Annotated in this window: 16 protein-coding genes; 5 read left to right on the plus strand and 11 right to left on the minus strand. The window is 71.2% G+C overall.

The features are described 5' to 3' along the window. The 4 genes from OJ962_RS23245 to hppD form a co-directional block, all read right to left on the minus strand. On the minus strand, positions 1–288 hold a 288-nt coding region (locus OJ962_RS23245), incomplete at its 3' end, for a hypothetical protein (protein ID WP_270006636.1). Further along, on the minus strand, positions 278–1459 hold the full coding sequence (locus OJ962_RS23250) for a homogentisate 1,2-dioxygenase (RefSeq protein WP_202957576.1): 1182 nt from the start codon (positions 1457–1459) through the stop codon (positions 278–280). The genes OJ962_RS23250 and OJ962_RS23245, both read right to left, overlap by 11 nt. After that, positions 1459–2325, minus strand: coding sequence for a serpin family protein (locus tag OJ962_RS23255; RefSeq protein WP_202957575.1), 867 nt, complete (start codon positions 2323–2325; stop codon positions 1459–1461). Before OJ962_RS23255 ends, OJ962_RS23250 begins: the two co-directional genes overlap by 1 nt. A 3-nt stretch (positions 2326–2328) precedes the next feature. Then, positions 2329–3447 carry a 4-hydroxyphenylpyruvate dioxygenase gene (gene hppD / locus OJ962_RS23260; protein ID WP_202957574.1) on the minus strand — a complete coding sequence of 373 codons (1119 nt, stop codon included), beginning with the start codon at positions 3445–3447 and terminating at the stop codon, positions 2329–2331. Between the two features lie 75 nt (positions 3448–3522). Here hppD and OJ962_RS23265 point away from each other — a divergent pair, with 75 nt between their 5' ends. After that, positions 3523–3963, plus strand: coding sequence for an Lrp/AsnC family transcriptional regulator (locus OJ962_RS23265; protein ID WP_202957573.1), 441 nt, complete (start codon positions 3523–3525; stop codon positions 3961–3963). A 73-nt stretch (positions 3964–4036) separates the two neighbouring features. After that, on the plus strand, positions 4037–4987 hold the full coding sequence (locus OJ962_RS23270) for an acyl-CoA desaturase (protein WP_202957572.1): 951 nt from the start codon (positions 4037–4039) through the stop codon (positions 4985–4987). On the opposite strand, the gene OJ962_RS23275 is transcribed toward OJ962_RS23270, so the two are convergent. The 4 genes from OJ962_RS23275 to OJ962_RS23290 form a co-directional block, all read right to left on the minus strand. Further along, entirely contained in the window at positions 4955–5782 is an 828-nt protein-coding gene (locus OJ962_RS23275; RefSeq protein ID WP_202957571.1) for an LLM class flavin-dependent oxidoreductase, read from the minus strand. The genes OJ962_RS23270 and OJ962_RS23275 overlap by 33 nt on opposite strands. A 141-nt stretch (positions 5783–5923) precedes the next feature. Continuing rightward, positions 5924–6610: an alpha-ketoglutarate-dependent dioxygenase AlkB gene (locus tag OJ962_RS23280; RefSeq protein WP_202957570.1), complete on the minus strand. Its 687-nt coding sequence runs from the start codon at positions 6608–6610 to the stop codon at positions 5924–5926. A gap of 110 nt (positions 6611–6720) precedes the next feature. Beyond that, positions 6721–7650 (minus strand): EamA family transporter, encoded by a 930-nt coding sequence (locus OJ962_RS23285; protein ID WP_270006637.1) that lies wholly within the window; start codon positions 7648–7650, stop codon positions 6721–6723. A gap of 5 nt (positions 7651–7655) precedes the next feature. After that, positions 7656–7916 (minus strand): hypothetical protein, encoded by a 261-nt coding sequence (locus OJ962_RS23290; RefSeq protein ID WP_202957568.1) that lies wholly within the window; start codon positions 7914–7916, stop codon positions 7656–7658. A gap of 108 nt (positions 7917–8024) precedes the next feature. Here OJ962_RS23290 and OJ962_RS23295 point away from each other — a divergent pair, with 108 nt between their 5' ends. Beyond that, a complete protein-coding gene (locus tag OJ962_RS23295) occupies positions 8025–8954 on the plus strand; it encodes a LysR family transcriptional regulator (RefSeq protein WP_202957567.1) in 930 nt (309 codons plus the stop codon). Between the two features lie 23 nt (positions 8955–8977). On the opposite strand, the gene OJ962_RS23300 is transcribed toward OJ962_RS23295, so the two are convergent. Beyond that, positions 8978–9193 (minus strand): hypothetical protein, encoded by a 216-nt coding sequence (locus OJ962_RS23300; RefSeq protein WP_202957566.1) that lies wholly within the window; start codon positions 9191–9193, stop codon positions 8978–8980. A 159-nt stretch (positions 9194–9352) separates the two neighbouring features. Here OJ962_RS23300 and OJ962_RS23305 point away from each other — a divergent pair, with 159 nt between their 5' ends. Both OJ962_RS23305 and OJ962_RS23310 read left to right on the plus strand, forming a co-directional pair. Next, complete coding sequence (locus OJ962_RS23305) at positions 9353–10759, plus strand: MFS transporter (protein WP_202957565.1); 1407 nt, start codon at positions 9353–9355, stop codon at positions 10757–10759. A gap of 135 nt (positions 10760–10894) precedes the next feature. Further along, entirely contained in the window at positions 10895–12469 is a 1575-nt protein-coding gene (locus OJ962_RS23310) for a glycoside hydrolase family 13 protein (protein ID WP_202957564.1), read from the plus strand. Here OJ962_RS23310 and OJ962_RS23315 read toward each other — a convergent pair. Together OJ962_RS23315 and OJ962_RS23320 are read right to left on the minus strand one after the other, a co-directional pair. Beyond that, positions 12402–13667, minus strand: a complete 1266-nt coding sequence (locus OJ962_RS23315; RefSeq protein WP_202957563.1) for a uracil-xanthine permease family protein — start codon at positions 13665–13667, stop codon at positions 12402–12404. The genes OJ962_RS23310 and OJ962_RS23315 overlap by 68 nt on opposite strands. Positions 13668–13678: 11 nt before the next feature. After that, positions 13679–16549 (minus strand): LuxR family transcriptional regulator, encoded by a 2871-nt coding sequence (locus OJ962_RS23320; protein ID WP_202957562.1) that lies wholly within the window; start codon positions 16547–16549, stop codon positions 13679–13681. Positions 16550–16576: the final 27 nt, after the last annotated feature.

A 16576-nucleotide genomic window follows, 5' to 3' on the forward strand; every position in this document is an offset into this window, starting at 1 on the left:
GCCCCCGATCGCCTGCGCGACGGCGAAGACGCGGCCGCCGCCGAGCGCGCCGATCCGGTCGCCCGGGACGGCGTCCAGCAGCCCCACGGCCAGCTGGTCGACGTGGCCCGGCGCGACGATGTGGAATGCGTCCGCGCCGGCCACGATGCCCGGCGCGGCGTCCTTCGCACGCGGCGTCGTCAGCAGCGTGTAGCCCGGCCCGCCGAGTGCGTCGACGGCGTCGTCCAGCGCGCCGCGGCCGAAGACGATGAGCCGTTCACCGTCCTGCCAGCGAAAGCTACGTGCCAACGGGGTCCTCGTACCAGGAGTACGCATAGCTCGGATCGTCCAGGTCGCGGGCGAGCGTCGTGAGCTTCAAGGGGCGGAACGTATCGCACATCACGGCGAGCTCGGACGTCTCCTTCACGCCCAACGACTTCTCGACGGTGCCCGGCTGCGGGCCGTGCGGCAGGCCGCTCGGATGCAGCGTGAACGAGCCGATCTCGACGCCCTTGCGCGCGGCGTAGTCGCCGTCGACGTAGTACATGACCTCTTCGCTCTGCACGTTGGAGTGGTGATAGGGCAGCGCGACCGCCATCGGGTCCCAGTCGAGCATGCGCGGGCAGAACGAACAGATCACGAAGTTCGGGCCCTGGAAGGTCTGGTGCGCGGGCGGCGGCTGGTGCAGGCGGCCGGCCTTGGGCTCGAAGTCGTGGATGTTGAACGTGTACGGGTAGACGTAGCCGTCCCAGCCGACCACGTCGAGCGGGTGGTAGTCGAGCACGTAGTCCTGGTAGCCGCCGCGGACGCGGACCTTCACGTCGTGCTCGGCGCGGTCGCGGTGCGTGACCAGCTCCGCCGGGGGATGGAAGTCGCGCTGGGAGAACGGCGCGTGCTCGAGCAGCTGGCCGTAGCGGTTGCGGTAGCGGTTCGGCGTCTCGATCTCGCCCGGGGTGTAGAAGGTCAGCCAGCGCTGGGGCTCGTCGAAGCGGAAGCGGTACGTCGTCCCGCGCGGGATCACGACGTAGTCGTGCTTGCGGTAGGGCAGCGTCCCGAAGATGGTCTCCACGACGCCCGACCCCTCGTGGACGAAGATGACCTCGTCGCCCTCGCCGTCGCGGTAGAAGTAGTCGGCCTCGCGCTCGGGCACGCAGATCGCGATCTCGACGTCCCCGTTGTACTGCAGCACGCGCCGTCCCAGCACCGCGTCCCCGAAGGCCTCGGTGCCCATCGTGTGCGTGAGGCGGTGCACGTGCGTCTCGGGCACCCACTCCTCGAGCTCGATCGGCGTGAACTCCCCGACCTCCTTGACCCGGCAGGGCGAGAACAGGTGGTAGAGGATCGACTCGTTGCCGGAGAAGCCCTCGAAGCCCATGACCTCCTCGACGAGCAGCGGCGCGTTCCCGTTCGCCGACGAGTCGGGGTCGCGGAACTGGACGTGCCGCTTCGCGGGGACGCGGCCGAGTGACACGTAGCGCATCAGTCTCTCCTCTGCACTGGGTTCACCACGCGCCCGGCGAACAGGACCGTGCCGGTCGGCGCGTGCTCGATGGCCCACGTGAAGGGCCGGTCGAAGACGATGTGGAACTGCGGCTGGATGAAGGCGACGGCGCGCGCCATCACCGCGGTGGTGGCCGCGGCGCGGGTGCCCTCCTCGTCGACGTCGACCCGCGCGCGCTGCAGGATCCGGCTGATCCCCTTCGCGCCCGGCCCTTCGATCAGCTCGTCCAGGTCGTGCCCGGTCTCGAAGCTCAAGCCGAGCACCTCGTTGACGTCGATCGAGCTCTCGACCGTGAACCGGGGCAGCTCAACTGTCCCGTGCCCGCGCGCCCAGTCCCGCTCGCCCGGCTCGCCGAGCGTCGCCACGAAGCGCAGGTCGTGCTCGGAGTAGGGCAGCCGGACGGCGCCGTCGGCGTACTCGAACGTGCCCTCGACGCTCATCATCGGCACGTCGCCCACGCCCTCGAACGGGGCCGGGCGCGTGTCCTCGAACGGGCGCTGCCACTTCGCGTCGAGGTACTCGGCGTCGGTGAGGACGAAGACCTCGTCCGGGTCGAGCGACTCGAGGATGCGCGGGATCATCCCGCGCGTGTGCTCGCTCGACCACGCGTTGATCGCTTCGAGGTCGAGCGGGCCGGTGTCGAGCCTGAGCTTCCGGCCCGGCCGGTAGTCCTCGTGCAGCCACGCCGCCTGGGCACTCACCACGCCCGGCACCTCGGGCGGCATCTCGAACCGCTCGAGAGCGCGCCGGGTCTCACCCGTCGCGCCCCCACGGATCACGCTCAGCGCACGGTGCAGGCCGTAGGGCGAGAAGACGACATCACCGCTGAGCTGGTCCAGGAGCATGTCCTACAGGTTGCCGCGCAGGGCCTGCTCGCGCTCGATGGCCTCGAACAGCGCCTTGAAGTTGCCGTCGCCGAACCCACGCGCGCCGTGGCGCTCGATCACCTCGAGGAAGACGGTCGGGCGGTCGCCGATCGGCTTGGTGAAGATCTGCAGCAGGTAGCCCTCGTCGTCGCGGTCGACGAGGATGCCGAGCCGCTTGAGGTCCTCGAGGTCCTCGTTGATCTCGCCGATGCGCTCGGGCACGTCGTCGTAGTAGGTCTCCGGCGTGCGCAGGAACTGGATGCCGCGCTCCTGCAACTGCTCGACGGTGCGCACGATGTCGCGCGTCGCGACCGCGATGTGCTGCGCGCCCGCGCCGCCGTAGTACTCCAGGTACTCGTCGATCTGCGACTTGCGCTTGCCCTCGGCCGGCTCGTTGAGCGGGAACTTCACGCGCCCGTTGCCGTTGGTGACGACCTTCGACATCAGCGCGGAGTACTCGGTCGAGATGTCCTCGTCGGAGAAGTGCAGCATCTCGCGCATCCCGAAGACGTCCTCGTAGTACTTGACCCACTCGTCCATGTGGCCGAGCTCGACGTTGCCGACGATGTGGTCGATCGCGAGCAGGCCCGTGTCGCCCGTGTCGATGTCCCGCGCCGCGAACCCGGGGTGGAAGGCGCCCTTGTACTGGGAGCGGTCGACGAACGTGTGGATGGTGTCGCCGTAGGTGGCGATCGACGCGCGGCGCAGCGTGCCGTGCTCGTCGCTCACATCACGCGGCTCCTCGACGCCACGCGCGCCGCGCGCGGTGGCCTCGCGGTAGGCGTGGTCGACGTCCGGCACGCCCAGCGCGATCACCTTCACGCCGTCGCCGTGGCGCGCGACGTGCTCGCCGATCTCGTGGCCGGGCACCAGCGCGCCCGTCAGCACGATCCGGATCCGGCCCTGCTCGAGCACGTGTGACGCCCGGTCGCGAACGCCTGTCTCGAGCCCGGCGTACGCCACCTCCTTGAAGCCGAGCACCTTCGTCCAGAACGACGCGGCCTGCAGCGCGTTGCCGACGAAGAACTCGACGTGGTCGATGCCGTGCAGCGGCATGAAGTCTTCGGTCTTGCTCGGAGCGACGATGGGCTGGGTCGACATGGGTGGAATGTTCCGCCTCTCGTCCCGCACGCTCAATCCCGATCCGTTGCGCGCATGTGGGACCATGGGCGCCTGATGGACGACATCGACCGGCAGATCGTTGCGCTGCTGCGCCAGGACGCGCGGCGCTCGTTCCAGAGCATCGGGCTGCGCGTCTCGCTGTCCGCGCCGGCCGTCAAGCGCCGCGTCGACCGGCTCGAGGCCGACGGCGTGATCCGCGGCTACACCTCACGCGTGGACCCCGTCCGCTTCGGCTGGACCACCCACGCGATCGTCGCGCTGTTCTGCGAGGGACGGATGCCGGCGCACGAGGTGCGCGAGGCCGTCGAGCGCCACCCGGAGGTGGAGTCGGCCTACACCGTGGCGGGTGAGGCGAGCGCGGTCGTGCACGTGCGCGCGCGGGACACCGCGCACCTGGAGGAGACGCTGGAGCGCATCCGCGACCACCCGGGCGTGACCCGGACGCAGACGCAGATCGTGCTCAGCACGCTGTTCGAGCGCCCTTTTGAGGCCTAGCTACAGATTCAACCGCACAAATCCTTGGGGTACGCCCAAGAATTGTGGTCCAAGACTGCATAGCCTGCTCTCCATGACCCGCCTCGAGCGCCGTGTGAACATGGCCGCAGTCTTCATCCCGTTCATCGTCACCGCCGTCGCGATCGCTGTCCTCTGGGGCGACTGGATCGGCTGGTCCGACGTCGTCGTCTTCGGAATCATGTACGTGCTGAGTGGTCTCGGCGTGACCGTGGGCTTCCACCGGATGCTCACGCACCGCGCGTTCCAGACGCACAACTTCACCCGCTACTTCTTCGCCTATCTCGGCATGCTCTCGGTGCAGGGACCCGTCATCGACTGGGTCGCCGACCACCGCAAGCACCACGCCCACACCGACGTCGAGGGCGACCCGCACTCGCCGCACGTCGGCCACGGCGACGGCTTGTCCGGCGCACTGAAGGGCCTTTGGCACTCGCACGTCGGCTGGCTGTGGGAGACCCACGGCGAGGCCAGCGCGCGCAAGTACGCCAAGGACCTCGTCGAGGACCGCACCATGCGCATCCTCAACCGCAAGTTCCCGCTGATCGTGGTCGGCTCGCTGCTGATCCCGACGATTCTCGGCGGGCTGCTCTCGTGGAGCCTGAAGGGCGCGTTCACCGGCCTCATCTGGGGCGGGTTCGTCCGCATCTTCCTCCAGCACCACGTCACCTGGTCGGTCAACTCGGTCTGCCACTTCTTCGGCCGCCGCCGCTTCGACATCGAGGACAAGTCGACCAACGTCTTCTGGCTCGCCATCCCGTCCTTCGGCGAGTCCTGGCACCACAACCACCACGCCTTCCCGCGCTCGGCCGCGCACGGCCTCAAGTGGTGGGAGATCGACCCGTCGCAGATGGTCATCAACCTGATGAAGCGCCTCGGCCTCGCCTGGGACGTCGTCACCATCACGCCGGAGCGTCAGGCGCAGAAGCTGATCGGCGCCGAGAAGCCGGTCAAGAAGAAGAAGCCGGCCGAGTCAGACGAGAAGGTCGCCGAGCCGGTCGCCTAGCGCCCGGATCGTCTTCTCCGTGATCGGGCTGCAGACGAGGATCGCCTCGTCTGCGCCCAGCGCCCGCAGGTGCTCGGCGAGGTCGTCGGGCGCCACGGGCGCAGCGGTCGGCTCGCGCTCGACGGCTTCCCCCGGCATCTGCACCAGCACGCACGCGCTGCGCTCCAGGTGCGGTGGGATCTTCGCCTGCAGCTCCGCGAACCCCTCCGGCGTGTTGCCGTAGTCGGCCCACCAGGTGTTCCACACCGTGCAGTGCGGCGCCGCGATGGACAGCATCCGCGGCCCGTTGGAGCCGATCATCAACGGCACGGGCCGCGCCGGCTTCGGGAGCAGCACCACGTCGTCGGCACGGTGGAACTCGCCGTCGAACGTCACGCGCTCGCCGGCCAGCAGCCCGCGGATGATCGTGAACGCCTCCTCGAAGCGCGACACGCGCTTGTCGTACGGGATGCCGAACGCGTCGAACTCGCGCCGGTTCCAGCCCGAGCCGAGCCCGAGCGTGAAGCGCCCGCCCGACACCTCGTCGATCGTCGCCGCCATCTTCGCGATCAGCCCCGGCGGGTGGAAGCCGGCGCACGCGACCAGCGGGCCGATCCGCACCCGCTCGGTGGACGCCGCGAGCGCGCTCATCAGCGTCCACACCTCCCACGGCGCCCGTTCCGGCCCGTCGTAGAGCAGGTGGTCGCCGACCCAGACGGAGTCGAAGCCGACCTCGTCGGCGGCCTTCGCCATGGCGAGGTACTCGGGCCAGCGCACCTCGCGCTCGACCTCAGGAAGTTGGATGCCTACGCGCATTGGACCCAGAGACTAGGTCGAGGGCCCGCGCAGGGAGGCGCTGCCCGCGCCCCGAAGGCTCAGCGATGATCGTGGCGCCCGCGCCCGGGCGCGAACGCAAGCGCGTCGAAGACGCCCTGCCGGTGCCGTGACGCGGCGCCGTCAGGCGGCCGGGCGGGCTCGCACCGCGGGCGAAGGCGCAGCGGGCCGGCCGCCGAGGTGGTTGCCCCAGTCCGGACGGAACTGCACGCTGATGCGAGCTCCGAGGCAGCGGGCGGTCTTCGGGATCGCGTGCAGCCAGGTGCGCTGGCAGCTGCCGCCCATGACCAACAGGTCACCGTGGCCGATCTGAAGGCGCAGGCCGGGGCCGCCCGACGTCGGGCGCAGCGCGAAGGGCCGCACGGCGCCGAGCGAGAGGATCGCGACCATCGTGTCGGTGGGGCTCTCGCGGGCGATGCGGTCCCCGTGCCACGCGACGCTGTCGTTGCCATCGCGGTACAGGCAGAGCCCGGCGCTGACGAAGGGCCCGCCGACCTCGTCGGCGTAGTGGGCGTTCAGTGCCGAGCGCGCCTCGTCGAGGACGGGGTGGGGCAGCGCTTCGCCCTGCCGGTAGCGGGCGAGCAGCCGCGGGACGCGCACCGTGTTGTCGTACATGCGCATGCGTTCCTCCTGCCACGGGACGCCGGCGGCCAAGGCGTCGAACAGCTCGTCGGCCGCCGTGATGAACCCCGGTCGCACATCCAGCCACGCCCCGTCGGACAGCACCCGGCGCTCCACGGCGGCGCCCAGGGCGGCCACGCCAGGCTGACCCGACGAGCCGAACAGCGACGGTTGCACCACGAGGGGCACGCCGCGAACTATAGCGAACGTACGTTCGTATCGGGGAAGAGGGTGGGGGCGGAGCCTTCGTTGCGCCAGCAGGACGAAGACCCCGCGCCCCTCGTGGGCCCGGTCGGGACCTACGGTTTCTTGGGCGACTCGACGCGAATCACGAGCGCCACCGACGCCACGATGATTCCAGCGCCCAAAAGCGTGGTTGGGGTTATGGACTCGTTGAGCACGAGCCAACCCAGCGCGATCGCGACCACCGGGTTCACGTACGCGTACGTGGAGACCTTGGAGATCGGCGCGTTCTGCAGCAGCCACGCGTAAGACGTGAAGGCCAGCAGCGAGCCGAACGTGATCAGGTAGAGCAGGCCGCCGATCGAGCGCCCCGAGAACTCGCCGAAGTGCACGTCGGGCAGCTCGCCCGTCAGCACGCCGGTCGTGAACACGGCGATGCCGCCCAGCAGGCTCTGCCAGGCGGTGGAGACGAGCGGGTCGCGCGGAAGCGAGATGCGCGGTGAGGAGAACGAGCCGAGCGCCCACATGAACGCGGCGAACACGCACGCGAGCAGGCCGATCAGCGTCGCCTCGCCCTCGGGGTTGAGCAGGAGCACGAGGCCGCCGAAGCCGATCAGCGTCGCGACCAGCGACTGCCAGGAGATCGACTCGCCGGTGAGGCGGCGCAGGAGGATCACGAACAGCGGGATGGACGCGACCAGCAGCGCGGCCAGACCCGAGGGCACGGTCTGCTGCGCCACGGAGATGACGGCGTTCGCGCCCGGCAGCATCAGGCCGACGAAGCCGGCCGAGAGCAGCTCGGCGCGGGTCGGGCGCCACACGTGCCCGCCGCGCCGCCACGCGAGGATCGGCAGCAGGAGCAGGCCGACGGCCATGAAGCGAGCGCCCGCCCCGAGCAGGGGCGGGATGGTCTCGACCATCAGCGCGATGGCGAGGTAGGTCGAGCCCCAGACGATGTAGACGATCCAGAGCGCCGACCAGATCTTCCAGGGTGGAGCGGCCTCGGCCGAGGAGGTGGGGACGACCTCCCCGGCCGAGGCGTTCACAGCCGTCACGAGGTTCGAAGCCCCCGCGCACGGTAGGCCAGCAGGTCGACGACGTCCGCCGTGCGGCGGAACGGATCGGCGACCTTCTCGCCGGTGTCGACCGACAGCGCCGCGACGAGCTCGTCGTCGGCCTCGGCGATGAGGACGTCGCCGGTGGGGACTTCGCGCGAGTCGAGCTCGGCAAGGCGGCGCAGGGCGGGGCCGTCAGAGCCGCGGGCGGCGCGAATGACGACTGTAGGGGCGAGGTGGGTGGCGAGAGCGGACATGGCTTGACTCCTGAAACGGGGGAGAGAGGCGGGGTGTGAGGTACATCTTGCGGGCCACACTGCATCAGTTCAAATGACCTTTCGCTGGGCGTGGTATAAGAACCACTGATGCTTGACGTTCGCCGCATGCGGGTGCTCAGGGAGGTCGCCGTCCGCGGCTCGTTCAGCTCCGCCGCCGAAGCGCTGTCCTTCACGCAGAGCGCCGTCAGCCAGCAGATCGCCGCGCTCGAGCGCGAGGCCGGCACCAAGCTCGTGCAGCGCAACGCGCGCGGCATCCGCCTGACCGAGGCGGGCGAGGCGCTCGTGCGCCACACGGATGCGATCCTCGCCCGGCTGTCGGAGGCGGAGGCCGAGCTGGAGGCGATCGCCGGCGTGCGCGGCGGGCGCCTGCGCCTGGCGGCGTTCGAGTCCGCGTCGGCGTCGCTGATGCCGCTCGCGATCGCCGCCTTCCGGGAGCAGCATCCCGGCGTGGAGCTGTCGATGATCATCACCGAGCCGGAGGACGCGGCGCCGCTGCTCAAGAGCGGTGAGCTGGACCTTGCGCTGGGCTACGACTCGCGCGTCCGCACCGAGGCGGACGGCATCACGCGCCACCAGCTGCTGTCGGACCCGATGTTCGTCGCCATGCCGGCCGACCATCCGCTCGTGCACAAGCGCACGCTCCGGCTCGCCGACCTCGCGGACGACCCGTGGATCGGCAGCGTCGCCGACTGCGAGTGCAACCGCCTGGTCAACCGCGCGTGCGCGGTCGCGGGCTTCGAGCCGCGGATCGCGTTCCAGACCGACGACTACACGGCCATGCAGGGCTTCGTGGCCGCGGGCGTCGGCGTCTGCCTGATCGCCGAGCTGGGGCTCACGAGCGTGCGCGACGACATCGTGATCCGCGCACTCGGCCGCGAGACGCCGTTGCGGCAGATCTACGCCGCGACCGCCACGGACGCGCACCGTACGCCCGCCACGCAGGCGATGCTGGAGATCCTGCAGGGCGTTGCGGCTCGCTATGAGAGCCGCCGCCCGCAGCTGCAGCTCGTGGGCTGACCGCCCGCGAGCTGAGGAGTCGTCTAGATCTGCTCGCCGGTGACGGCGGGGTGCTTGTCGAGATCGACGTCGTGATCGAGGCCGACGTCGTTCGGGGCACCGATTTCGATGCTGCCAGCGCCGATGGGCTCGTCTTTGCGGGCCGCGCGACGGGCGTTCTTCTCGGCGCGCTTCTCGCGCACCTTCTGCTCACGGTTGAGCTTGGCGAAAGTCGTTCGCTTCTTTGAGCTGGACGCCATACAGGTCCATCCCTTCGTCGTTTTTAGGCCGCGCAAGGTCAGTCCGCGCGGGAGGAGACCACACACAGTAGCGGCCGCAACTAAATGTCGGATAGCCGCACCCGCATTGACAAGGTAGCGGCAAGGACGGGGCAACGCCGCGCCTGCAACCTGGATGACATGCCAGCCACCGACTCCCAACCGACGAGCGTCATCCAGCGGTGGACGCTCGCCGCCGTACTCGCCGCCACCGCGATCCTGATGCTCGACATCGCGGTGGTGAACACCGCGCTGCCGACGCTGCAGATCGACCTCAACACCGACCTGCACGCGCTCAAGTGGGTCCTGGACGCCTACACGCTGGCGCTCGCGAGCGTCGTGCTGACGGCGGGCTCGCTGGCCGACCGCTACGGGCGCCGCAAGCTGTTCGCCGTCGGCGTCGCCGTCTTCACCGTCTCCTCGGCGGCCGCCGCGTTCTCGGGCTCGATCGAGTTCCTGATCGCCGCCCGCGCCGTGCAGGGGCTCGGCGCGGCGCTGATGTTCGCCGTCTCGCTCGCGCTGCTCAGCAACGCGTTCCGCTCGCCCGCCGAGCGCACGCAGGCGTTCGCCGCCTACGGCGCCACGATCGGCGCGTCCTTCGCGCTCGGCCCGTTCGTGGGCGGCGTGCTGACGGAGTGGGCGGGGTGGGAGTGGGTGTTCCTGCTCAACGTCCCGATCGGCGTCGTGCTGCTCGCGATCACCGCGTCCAAGCTCGTCGAGTCGAGCGACCCGAACCCCCCGAAGATCGACATCCCCGGCCAGGTCACGCTCGTCGGCGGCCTGTTCGGGCTCGTCTACGGCCTGCTCAACGCGGCCGAGGACGGCTGGAGCGCGCCGCACGTGATCGTCGCGCTCGCGGCGGGCGCCGGCCTGATGACCGCGTTCATCACGATCGAGGCCACCTCGCGCAACCCGATGGTCCCGCTCGGCATGTTCCGCGACCGGCGCTTCGCCGGCGCGCAGATCGCCGCGCTGGCGATCTCCGCGGGCCTGTTCTCGACGTTCATCTACATCATGGTCTACCTGCAGGAGATGCGCGGGTACTCGCCCATCGAGGCCGGGCTGTTCCTCGTGCCCGGCACGATGTTCAACCTGTTCTGCGCGGCGGCCACGGCCCAGCTCGGCAAGCGTGTGGAGCCGGTCGTGCTGATCGCGGGCGGCCTCGGCCTGGCGGCGATCGGCATGGTGATCAGCGCCTTCACGATCACCGCGGACGCGTCCTGGCTGCAGCTGCAGGTCGGCCTGGTGATCGCGATGATCGGCACGGGCCTGTTCAACCCGGCCGTGAGCGAGGCCGCCCTCGACGTCCCCGAGCACCAGGCCGGCCTGGCGACCGGCATTCACGACACGGCCCGCCAGACGGGGATCGCGGTCGGCATCGCGGCGCTCGGCACGTTGATCTCGTCCACGGACTACGTCGGCAGCCTGCAGACGCTGTTCCTCGTCGGCGGGGCGATCGGCGCGGTGGGCGCGATCGCGGCGCTGTACCTCTTCCGGGGCCCGCGTGGCTCCGTCCCTGCGGCGGCGCCGGAGGGCGCCGCCGCCTAAGGCTGCGCCGGGCCGCTCGCGGAGCGGCCCGCCCGCTCGGCGGGTCATCGCCTCCGCCCGCCTCGAGCGGCCGGCGCCCGCGACCCTTGGTCACGCTCGCGGGCGCCGGTGCGCAGCGCGCCTTAGGCTGCCGGGATGTCGTGGTTTCAGAGCGCGGTCGTGTACCAGATCTATCCGCGGTCGTTCGCGGACTCGGATGGGGACGGGATCGGTGACCTGCGGGGGATCATCGAGCGCCTCGACTACCTGAAGCACCTGGGCGTCGACGTGGTGTGGCTGTCGCCGTTCTATCCCTCGCCGCAGGACGACAACGGCTACGACATCAGCGACTACCAGGACGTCGATCCGGTGTTCGGGACGCTCGCCGACTTCGACGAGCTCTCCGAAGGCCTGCACGCGCGCGGCATCAAGCTCGTGATCGACCTGGTCGTCAACCACACCTCCGACGAGCATCCGTGGTTCCGCGATCCAGCCAAGCGCGACTGGTACTGGTGGCGCGAGACGCCGCCGAACGACTGGCGCTCGTTCTTCAGCGGGCCGGCGTGGGAGCTGGACCCGGTCAGCGGCGAGTACTACCTGCACCTGTTCTCGCGCAAGCAGCCCGACCTCAACTGGGAGAACCCGGAGGTGCGCAAGGCGATCCACACGATGATGCGCTGGTGGCTGGACCGCGGGGTCGACGGCTTCCGCATGGACGTCATCAACCTCATCTCCAAGGACCTCGCGGCGGGCGTGTACTTCAACGGGCCGCGGATGCACGAGTTCCTCCAGGAGATGCACGCGTCGGTGTTCGCGGACCGTGAGGGGCTGCTGCTCGTGGGTGAGATGCCGAACGTGACGGTCGAGCAGGCACGGCTGTACACCGACCCGGCGCGGCGTGAGCTCGACATGGTCTTCCAGTTCGAGCACGTCCAGATCGACCAGGGGCCGACGTCGAAGTGGGACCTGCACGCGTTCGAGCTGCGGGCGCTGAAGGAGACGTTCGGGCGCTGGCAGACCGGCCTGGCCGACGTCGGCTGGAACTCGCTGTACTGGAACAACCACGACCAGCCGCGCGTGGTCTCCCGCTTCGGCGACGACGGCGAGCACCGCGTGGCCGCCGCGAAGATGCTCGGCACGGTCCTGCACCTGCACCGCGGGACGCCGTACGTCTACCAGGGCGAGGAGCTCGGGATGACCAACACGCTCTTCAACACCATCGAGGACTTCCGGGACATCGAGTCCCTCAACCACTACGCCGAGGCCGTCGCCGCGGGCGCGTCACCGGACGACGTGCTGCTGGCGCTGCGCAAGATGGGCCGCGACAACGCGCGCACGCCGATGCAGTGGACGTCCGGCGCGCACGCCGGCTTCACGGAAGGCGAGCCGTGGATTCCCGCCAACCCGAACCACGAGTGGATCAACGCGGAGGCGGCGGTCACCGACGAGGGCTCGGTCTTCCACCACTACCGGCGCCTGATCGAGCTGCGGCACCAGCTCCCCGTGATCGCGCGCGGGGACTTCACGATGCGCCTGGTCGACGACGAGCGCGTCTACGCGTTCACGCGCGCGCTCGAAGGCGAGGAGCTGCTCGTGCTGGGCAACTTCTCCGGCGACTCGATGCGGATCGAGATCGAGGGCTGGACCGGCGCCGAGGCGCCGCTCATCGGGGGTCCAGGGCTGGTGCTGGGTCCGTGGGAGGGGAAGGCCTTTCGGCGTTCAGCGGCCTGAGCACCTGGTAGATCACGACGGCGGCGACCGTGCCGAGCGCGATGCCCGCGAACTGGTAGTCGCCCCAGGTGAGCGTGTAGTTGCCGGCGCCGACGATGACCGCCACGCCCGCGACCGCGAGGTTCACGGGGTCGCGGAAGTCGACGCGGGCGTCGACCCAGATACGCGCGCCGAGGATCGCGATCAGGCCGAATAGGACGGTGACGGCGCCGCCGAGGACGCCGATCGGGATCGCGGAGATGATCGCGCCGAACTTGGGCAGCAGCGCGAGCGCGATCGCGATGCCGCCCGCGATGATGTAGGCCAGCGTCGAGTAGACGCGGGTGAGGCCCATCACGCCGATGTTCTCGGCGTAGGTGGTGGTGCCCGAGCCGCCGAAGGCGCCGGCGAGCGTCGTGGCGGCGCCGTCGGCGGCGATCGAGCGGCCGATCAGCGGGTCCATGTCGCGCTCGGTCATGACCGCGACGCTCTTGACGTGCGCGGCGTTCTCGGCGATCAGGACGAGCAGCACGGCGGGCACGATCAGCACGATCGCGTGCCAGGAGAACGCGGGCGTCGTGAAGTCGGGGAAGCCGATCCAGTCCGCGTCGCGGACGCCGTCCCAGTTGACCTTGCCGAGGATCGCGGCGAAGACGTAGCCGAGCGCGACGCCGATGAACACGCTGAGCTTCTGCAGCAGGCCGCGCAGCGCGACCGTGCCGAGCAGGATCACGACGAGCGTGAACAGCGCGATCCCGGCCTGCGCGCTGAACTGGTCCTTGGCGACGGGCGCGAGGTTGAGCCCGATCAGCATCACGATCGCGCCCGTGACCACGGGTGGCAGCAGGAACTCGACGACGCGGTAGCCCGCGCGGTCGATCACGATCCCGATCGCCGCGAGCGCGATGCCCGACGCGACGATCCCGCCCAGCGCCTCCGCCATGCCGCCGTCGTTCATCGCGGCCGTCACCGGCGCGATGAACGCGAAGCTCGACCCCGTGAAGCTCGGGACCCTGTTGCCCGTGATCAGGACGAACAGGATCGTGCCGATCCCGGCGAACAGCAGCGTCGTGCTGACTGGGAAGTCCGTCAGCACGGGCACGAGCGCCGTCGCCCCGAACATCGCCAGCACGTGCTGGGCCCCGAGTCCGAACATCGCCGGCCACGGCAGCCGCTCGTCCGGCGCGATGACCTGCCCTTCCCGCCGCAGCGTCCACATGTGCAGGGACGCTACTGCTCGCGCCCGACGGCTTTGCCGACCTCCGCCCGGCGCGACACGCCGAGCTTGGCGAACAGCCGTGTCATGTGGTTCTCGATCGTCTTCTCCGACAGGAACAGCTCGGCCGCGATCTCCTTGTTGGTGCGCCCGAGCGCGACCAGGTCCGCGACCTCGCGCTCGCGGCCCGACAGCGCGGCGAGGCCGTCCGTGCCGGCGGAGCGTCGCTTGCGCCCGGTGGTCTTGACGCCGAGCCGGCGCAGCTCGCGCGCGGCCTCGTCACGCAGCCGGATCGCGCCGTAGCCGGTCAGGTCGGACTCCGCGCGTTCGAGCAGGGCGACGTCGTCGCTCGCACGGCCGGCGAGGATGCGCGCGCGGGACGCCTGGATGACCGCGCCGACCGAGTCCGCGAGCTGGGCCGCGTCGAGGGCCGCCGCGACGGCCCGCTCGCCGCGCGCACCCCCGGCGGCGAGGTCGAGCTGCGCGCCCGCGGTGAGGACCGCGGCCTCGGCGTACGGGAGGCCGAGGCCGGCCGCGGCGGTCTCGCCCCGCTGCACCCAGTCGCGGGCGGCGTCGGGGCGGCCGAGTGCAAGCTCCGCGCGGGCCAGGATCGCGTAGAGCCACGCGCGGCGGCCGGGTTCGACGCCCGCGAACTCGGGCGCGCCGCCCGCGCTCATCGCCGCCAGGCAGCCCTCCGGCTCGCCCGCTTCGAGCTGCGCCGCCGCGACGTGCACGCGCGTCGCGCGGGAGAGCACGCTCTCGTCGAGCCCGTTCAACAGCGCCATCGCCTCGGCGCCTGAAGCGCGAGCGCGGTCCAGCTCCCCGCGCAGCGCGCTCACCCAGGCGTCGGCGGTCAGCGCGAAGCACAGCATCTGGTCGTTGCCCCACAGGCGCGCGCCTTCCACGGCCTCGTCGGCGGCCTCGGCCGCCTCGCTGAGCCGGCCGCGGACCTCGAGCGCGTGCGCGAGCCCGATCGTCATCGGGATCACGAACTGGCCCTGCCCGGAGGAGCGCGAGACCGTGATGCCGCGGCGGAAGTGGCGGATGGCGTCGTCGTAGCGCTCGCAGAAGAACTCGGCGAACCCGAGGTAGTAGGCGGTGTCCAGGCGGCCGGCGAGTCCGCCGTCGTCGAGCGCGTCGAGCTGCGTGGCCGCGTCCTCGCGCAGCGTCTGCGCCTCCGCGATCTCGCCCAGCCCGAGCGCGCCGAAGCACTGCAGCGCGGTCGCGACCGCGGCGAAGCCCGGCACGCCGATGTCGGACGCGGTCGCGCGCGCCCGTCGCGCCCAGGAGACCACCCCGTGGAAGTCGCTGTCGTAGAGCGCGTCCGCGGCGAGCTCGACCTCGAGGTCGGCGGCGCCGAACGAGCCTTCGCCCTGCGTCGTGAGCTCGGCCAGCAGGCGCGCGTGCGCGGCGGCGTGGCGGCCGAGCAGGTTCTCGCACATCGCGCACGCGGCCACGAGCCGCGCGCGCACCGGCGCGAGCTCCGGCCCCACGAGCGCCAGGCCGTCGTCCAAGGACTCCAGCGCCGCCTCCAGCCGCCCGGTGGCGGCGCGGGCCTGCGCGAGCCCGACCAGCAGCTCGAGCCGCGCCGGCAGGGTCTCCGGCGTCTCGGGCAGCAGTCGCAGCGCCGCCGCGAACCGGTCCGCCGCCGTGGCGGGAGCGCGGGCCGCCGCGTGCTTGCCGGCCTCGACGAGCACGCTCACGGCCTCGGCGTCACCCGGCCGCGCGCAGCGCTCCAGGTGGTGCGCGCGTGCGGCGAGCGACCCGCCGCGCGCCTCCAGCGCCGCCGCCGCGCGCCCGTGCGCGGCGATCCGCCAGCCGCCCGCGGCCGAGTCGTAGATCGCGTGCCGCACGAGCGGGTGCCGGAACCGGTAGCGGCGCGCCGTGTCGGTCTCGACGAGCAGCGTGCCCGCGAGCAGCTCGTCGAGCGCGGCGAGCGCGACGTCGCGTTGCGGGGAACCGAACTCGCGGTATGCGGGAGTTTCGTTCCCCTCAAGGCCGGCGGCGGCGATCGCGAGGTCCAGGTCGACGGGGTCGCCTGCGACCGCGGCGCCCTGCGCGAGCGCGCGGCCGGCTTCGCTCAAGGCCGCGATCTCCTGCTCGAGCGCGCGCAGCACCGCGCGCGGCACGCCGGCCTCGCCCGGCTCCGCGGCGACGCTGCGCCCCGCGGCGTGCTGACGCGCGAGCTGCTGGAGGAAGAACGGGTTGCCGCCGCCGGCCTCGAAGATCTCGCCGCGCACGGGCGCCGGGACCGAGTCGCCGAGCAGGACCTCCGCGTCGGCGAACGAGAGCGTGCGCAGCGCGTGCTCGATCACGCGGCCGTCGCGCTCGGCCGTGGCCAGCGCCGTCGCCAGCAGCGGGCGCACCGGCGCGGGGCGGAACGCCAGCACGAGCAGCACGCGCCCGCGCGGCGGGCGGCGCAGCAGCGCGGCGATCGTCTCCAGCGAGGAGTCGTCGGCCCACTGCAGGTCGTCGAGCGCGAGCACGACGGGCCGCGGCTTCGCGAGGCCCTCCAGCAGCGCGCGGACGGCGCGGTGGGTGCGGTACCGCTCGTCCTGGACGCCGGTCGCCGCGCCGCCGAGCACGGCCGCGAGCTCGGGCAGCTGATCGCCGACCAACCGCTCGAGCCGGTCCTGGCCGAGGAACGCGGCGTGGTCGGCGAGCGCGTCCTCCCACACGCCGAACGGCAGCTCGCGTTCGAGTTCGGAGGCGCGGCCGTTCAGCACCAGCGCATCGCCGGCACGGGCCGCCACCTCGTCCAGCAGGCGTGTCTTGCCGATCCCGCCCTCGCCCGAGAACGCGAGCACGCCGCCCTCACGCCGCGCGAGCGCCTCGTCGATCGCGGCCAGTTCCGCCCGCCGTCCCAGGAGTTCTGATGCAGCCAACGCGCCAAATCTATTCGGCTGACGCAT

This window comes from Solirubrobacter deserti (assembly GCF_027587175.1).
Lineage (GTDB): Bacteria > Actinomycetota > Thermoleophilia > Solirubrobacterales > Solirubrobacteraceae > Solirubrobacter > Solirubrobacter deserti.

Excerpts from the sequence above, each read along its gene's own strand:
- OJ962_RS23270 (WP_202957572.1), top strand. The coding sequence starts at position 4,037 with ATGACCCGCCTCGAGCGCCGTGTGAACATGGCCGCAGTCTTCATCCCG.
- OJ962_RS23305 (WP_202957565.1), top strand. The coding sequence starts at position 9,353 with ATGCCAGCCACCGACTCCCAACCGACGAGCGTCATCCAGCGGTGGACG.
- OJ962_RS23265 (WP_202957573.1), top strand. The coding sequence starts at position 3,523 with ATGGACGACATCGACCGGCAGATCGTTGCGCTGCTGCGCCAGGACGCG.
- OJ962_RS23275 (WP_202957571.1), bottom strand. The coding sequence starts at position 5,782 with ATGCGCGTAGGCATCCAACTTCCTGAGGTCGAGCGCGAGGTGCGCTGG.
- OJ962_RS23250 (WP_202957576.1), bottom strand. The coding sequence starts at position 1,459 with ATGCGCTACGTGTCACTCGGCCGCGTCCCCGCGAAGCGGCACGTCCAG.
- OJ962_RS23315 (WP_202957563.1), bottom strand. The coding sequence starts at position 13,667 with ATGTGGACGCTGCGGCGGGAAGGGCAGGTCATCGCGCCGGACGAGCGG.
- OJ962_RS23295 (WP_202957567.1), top strand. The coding sequence starts at position 8,025 with ATGCTTGACGTTCGCCGCATGCGGGTGCTCAGGGAGGTCGCCGTCCGC.
- OJ962_RS23310 (WP_202957564.1), top strand. The coding sequence starts at position 10,895 with ATGTCGTGGTTTCAGAGCGCGGTCGTGTACCAGATCTATCCGCGGTCG.
- OJ962_RS23255 (WP_202957575.1), bottom strand. The coding sequence starts at position 2,325 with ATGCTCCTGGACCAGCTCAGCGGTGATGTCGTCTTCTCGCCCTACGGC.
- OJ962_RS23300 (WP_202957566.1), bottom strand. The coding sequence starts at position 9,193 with ATGGCGTCCAGCTCAAAGAAGCGAACGACTTTCGCCAAGCTCAACCGT.
- OJ962_RS23290 (WP_202957568.1), bottom strand. The coding sequence starts at position 7,916 with ATGTCCGCTCTCGCCACCCACCTCGCCCCTACAGTCGTCATTCGCGCC.
- hppD (WP_202957574.1), bottom strand. The coding sequence starts at position 3,447 with ATGTCGACCCAGCCCATCGTCGCTCCGAGCAAGACCGAAGACTTCATG.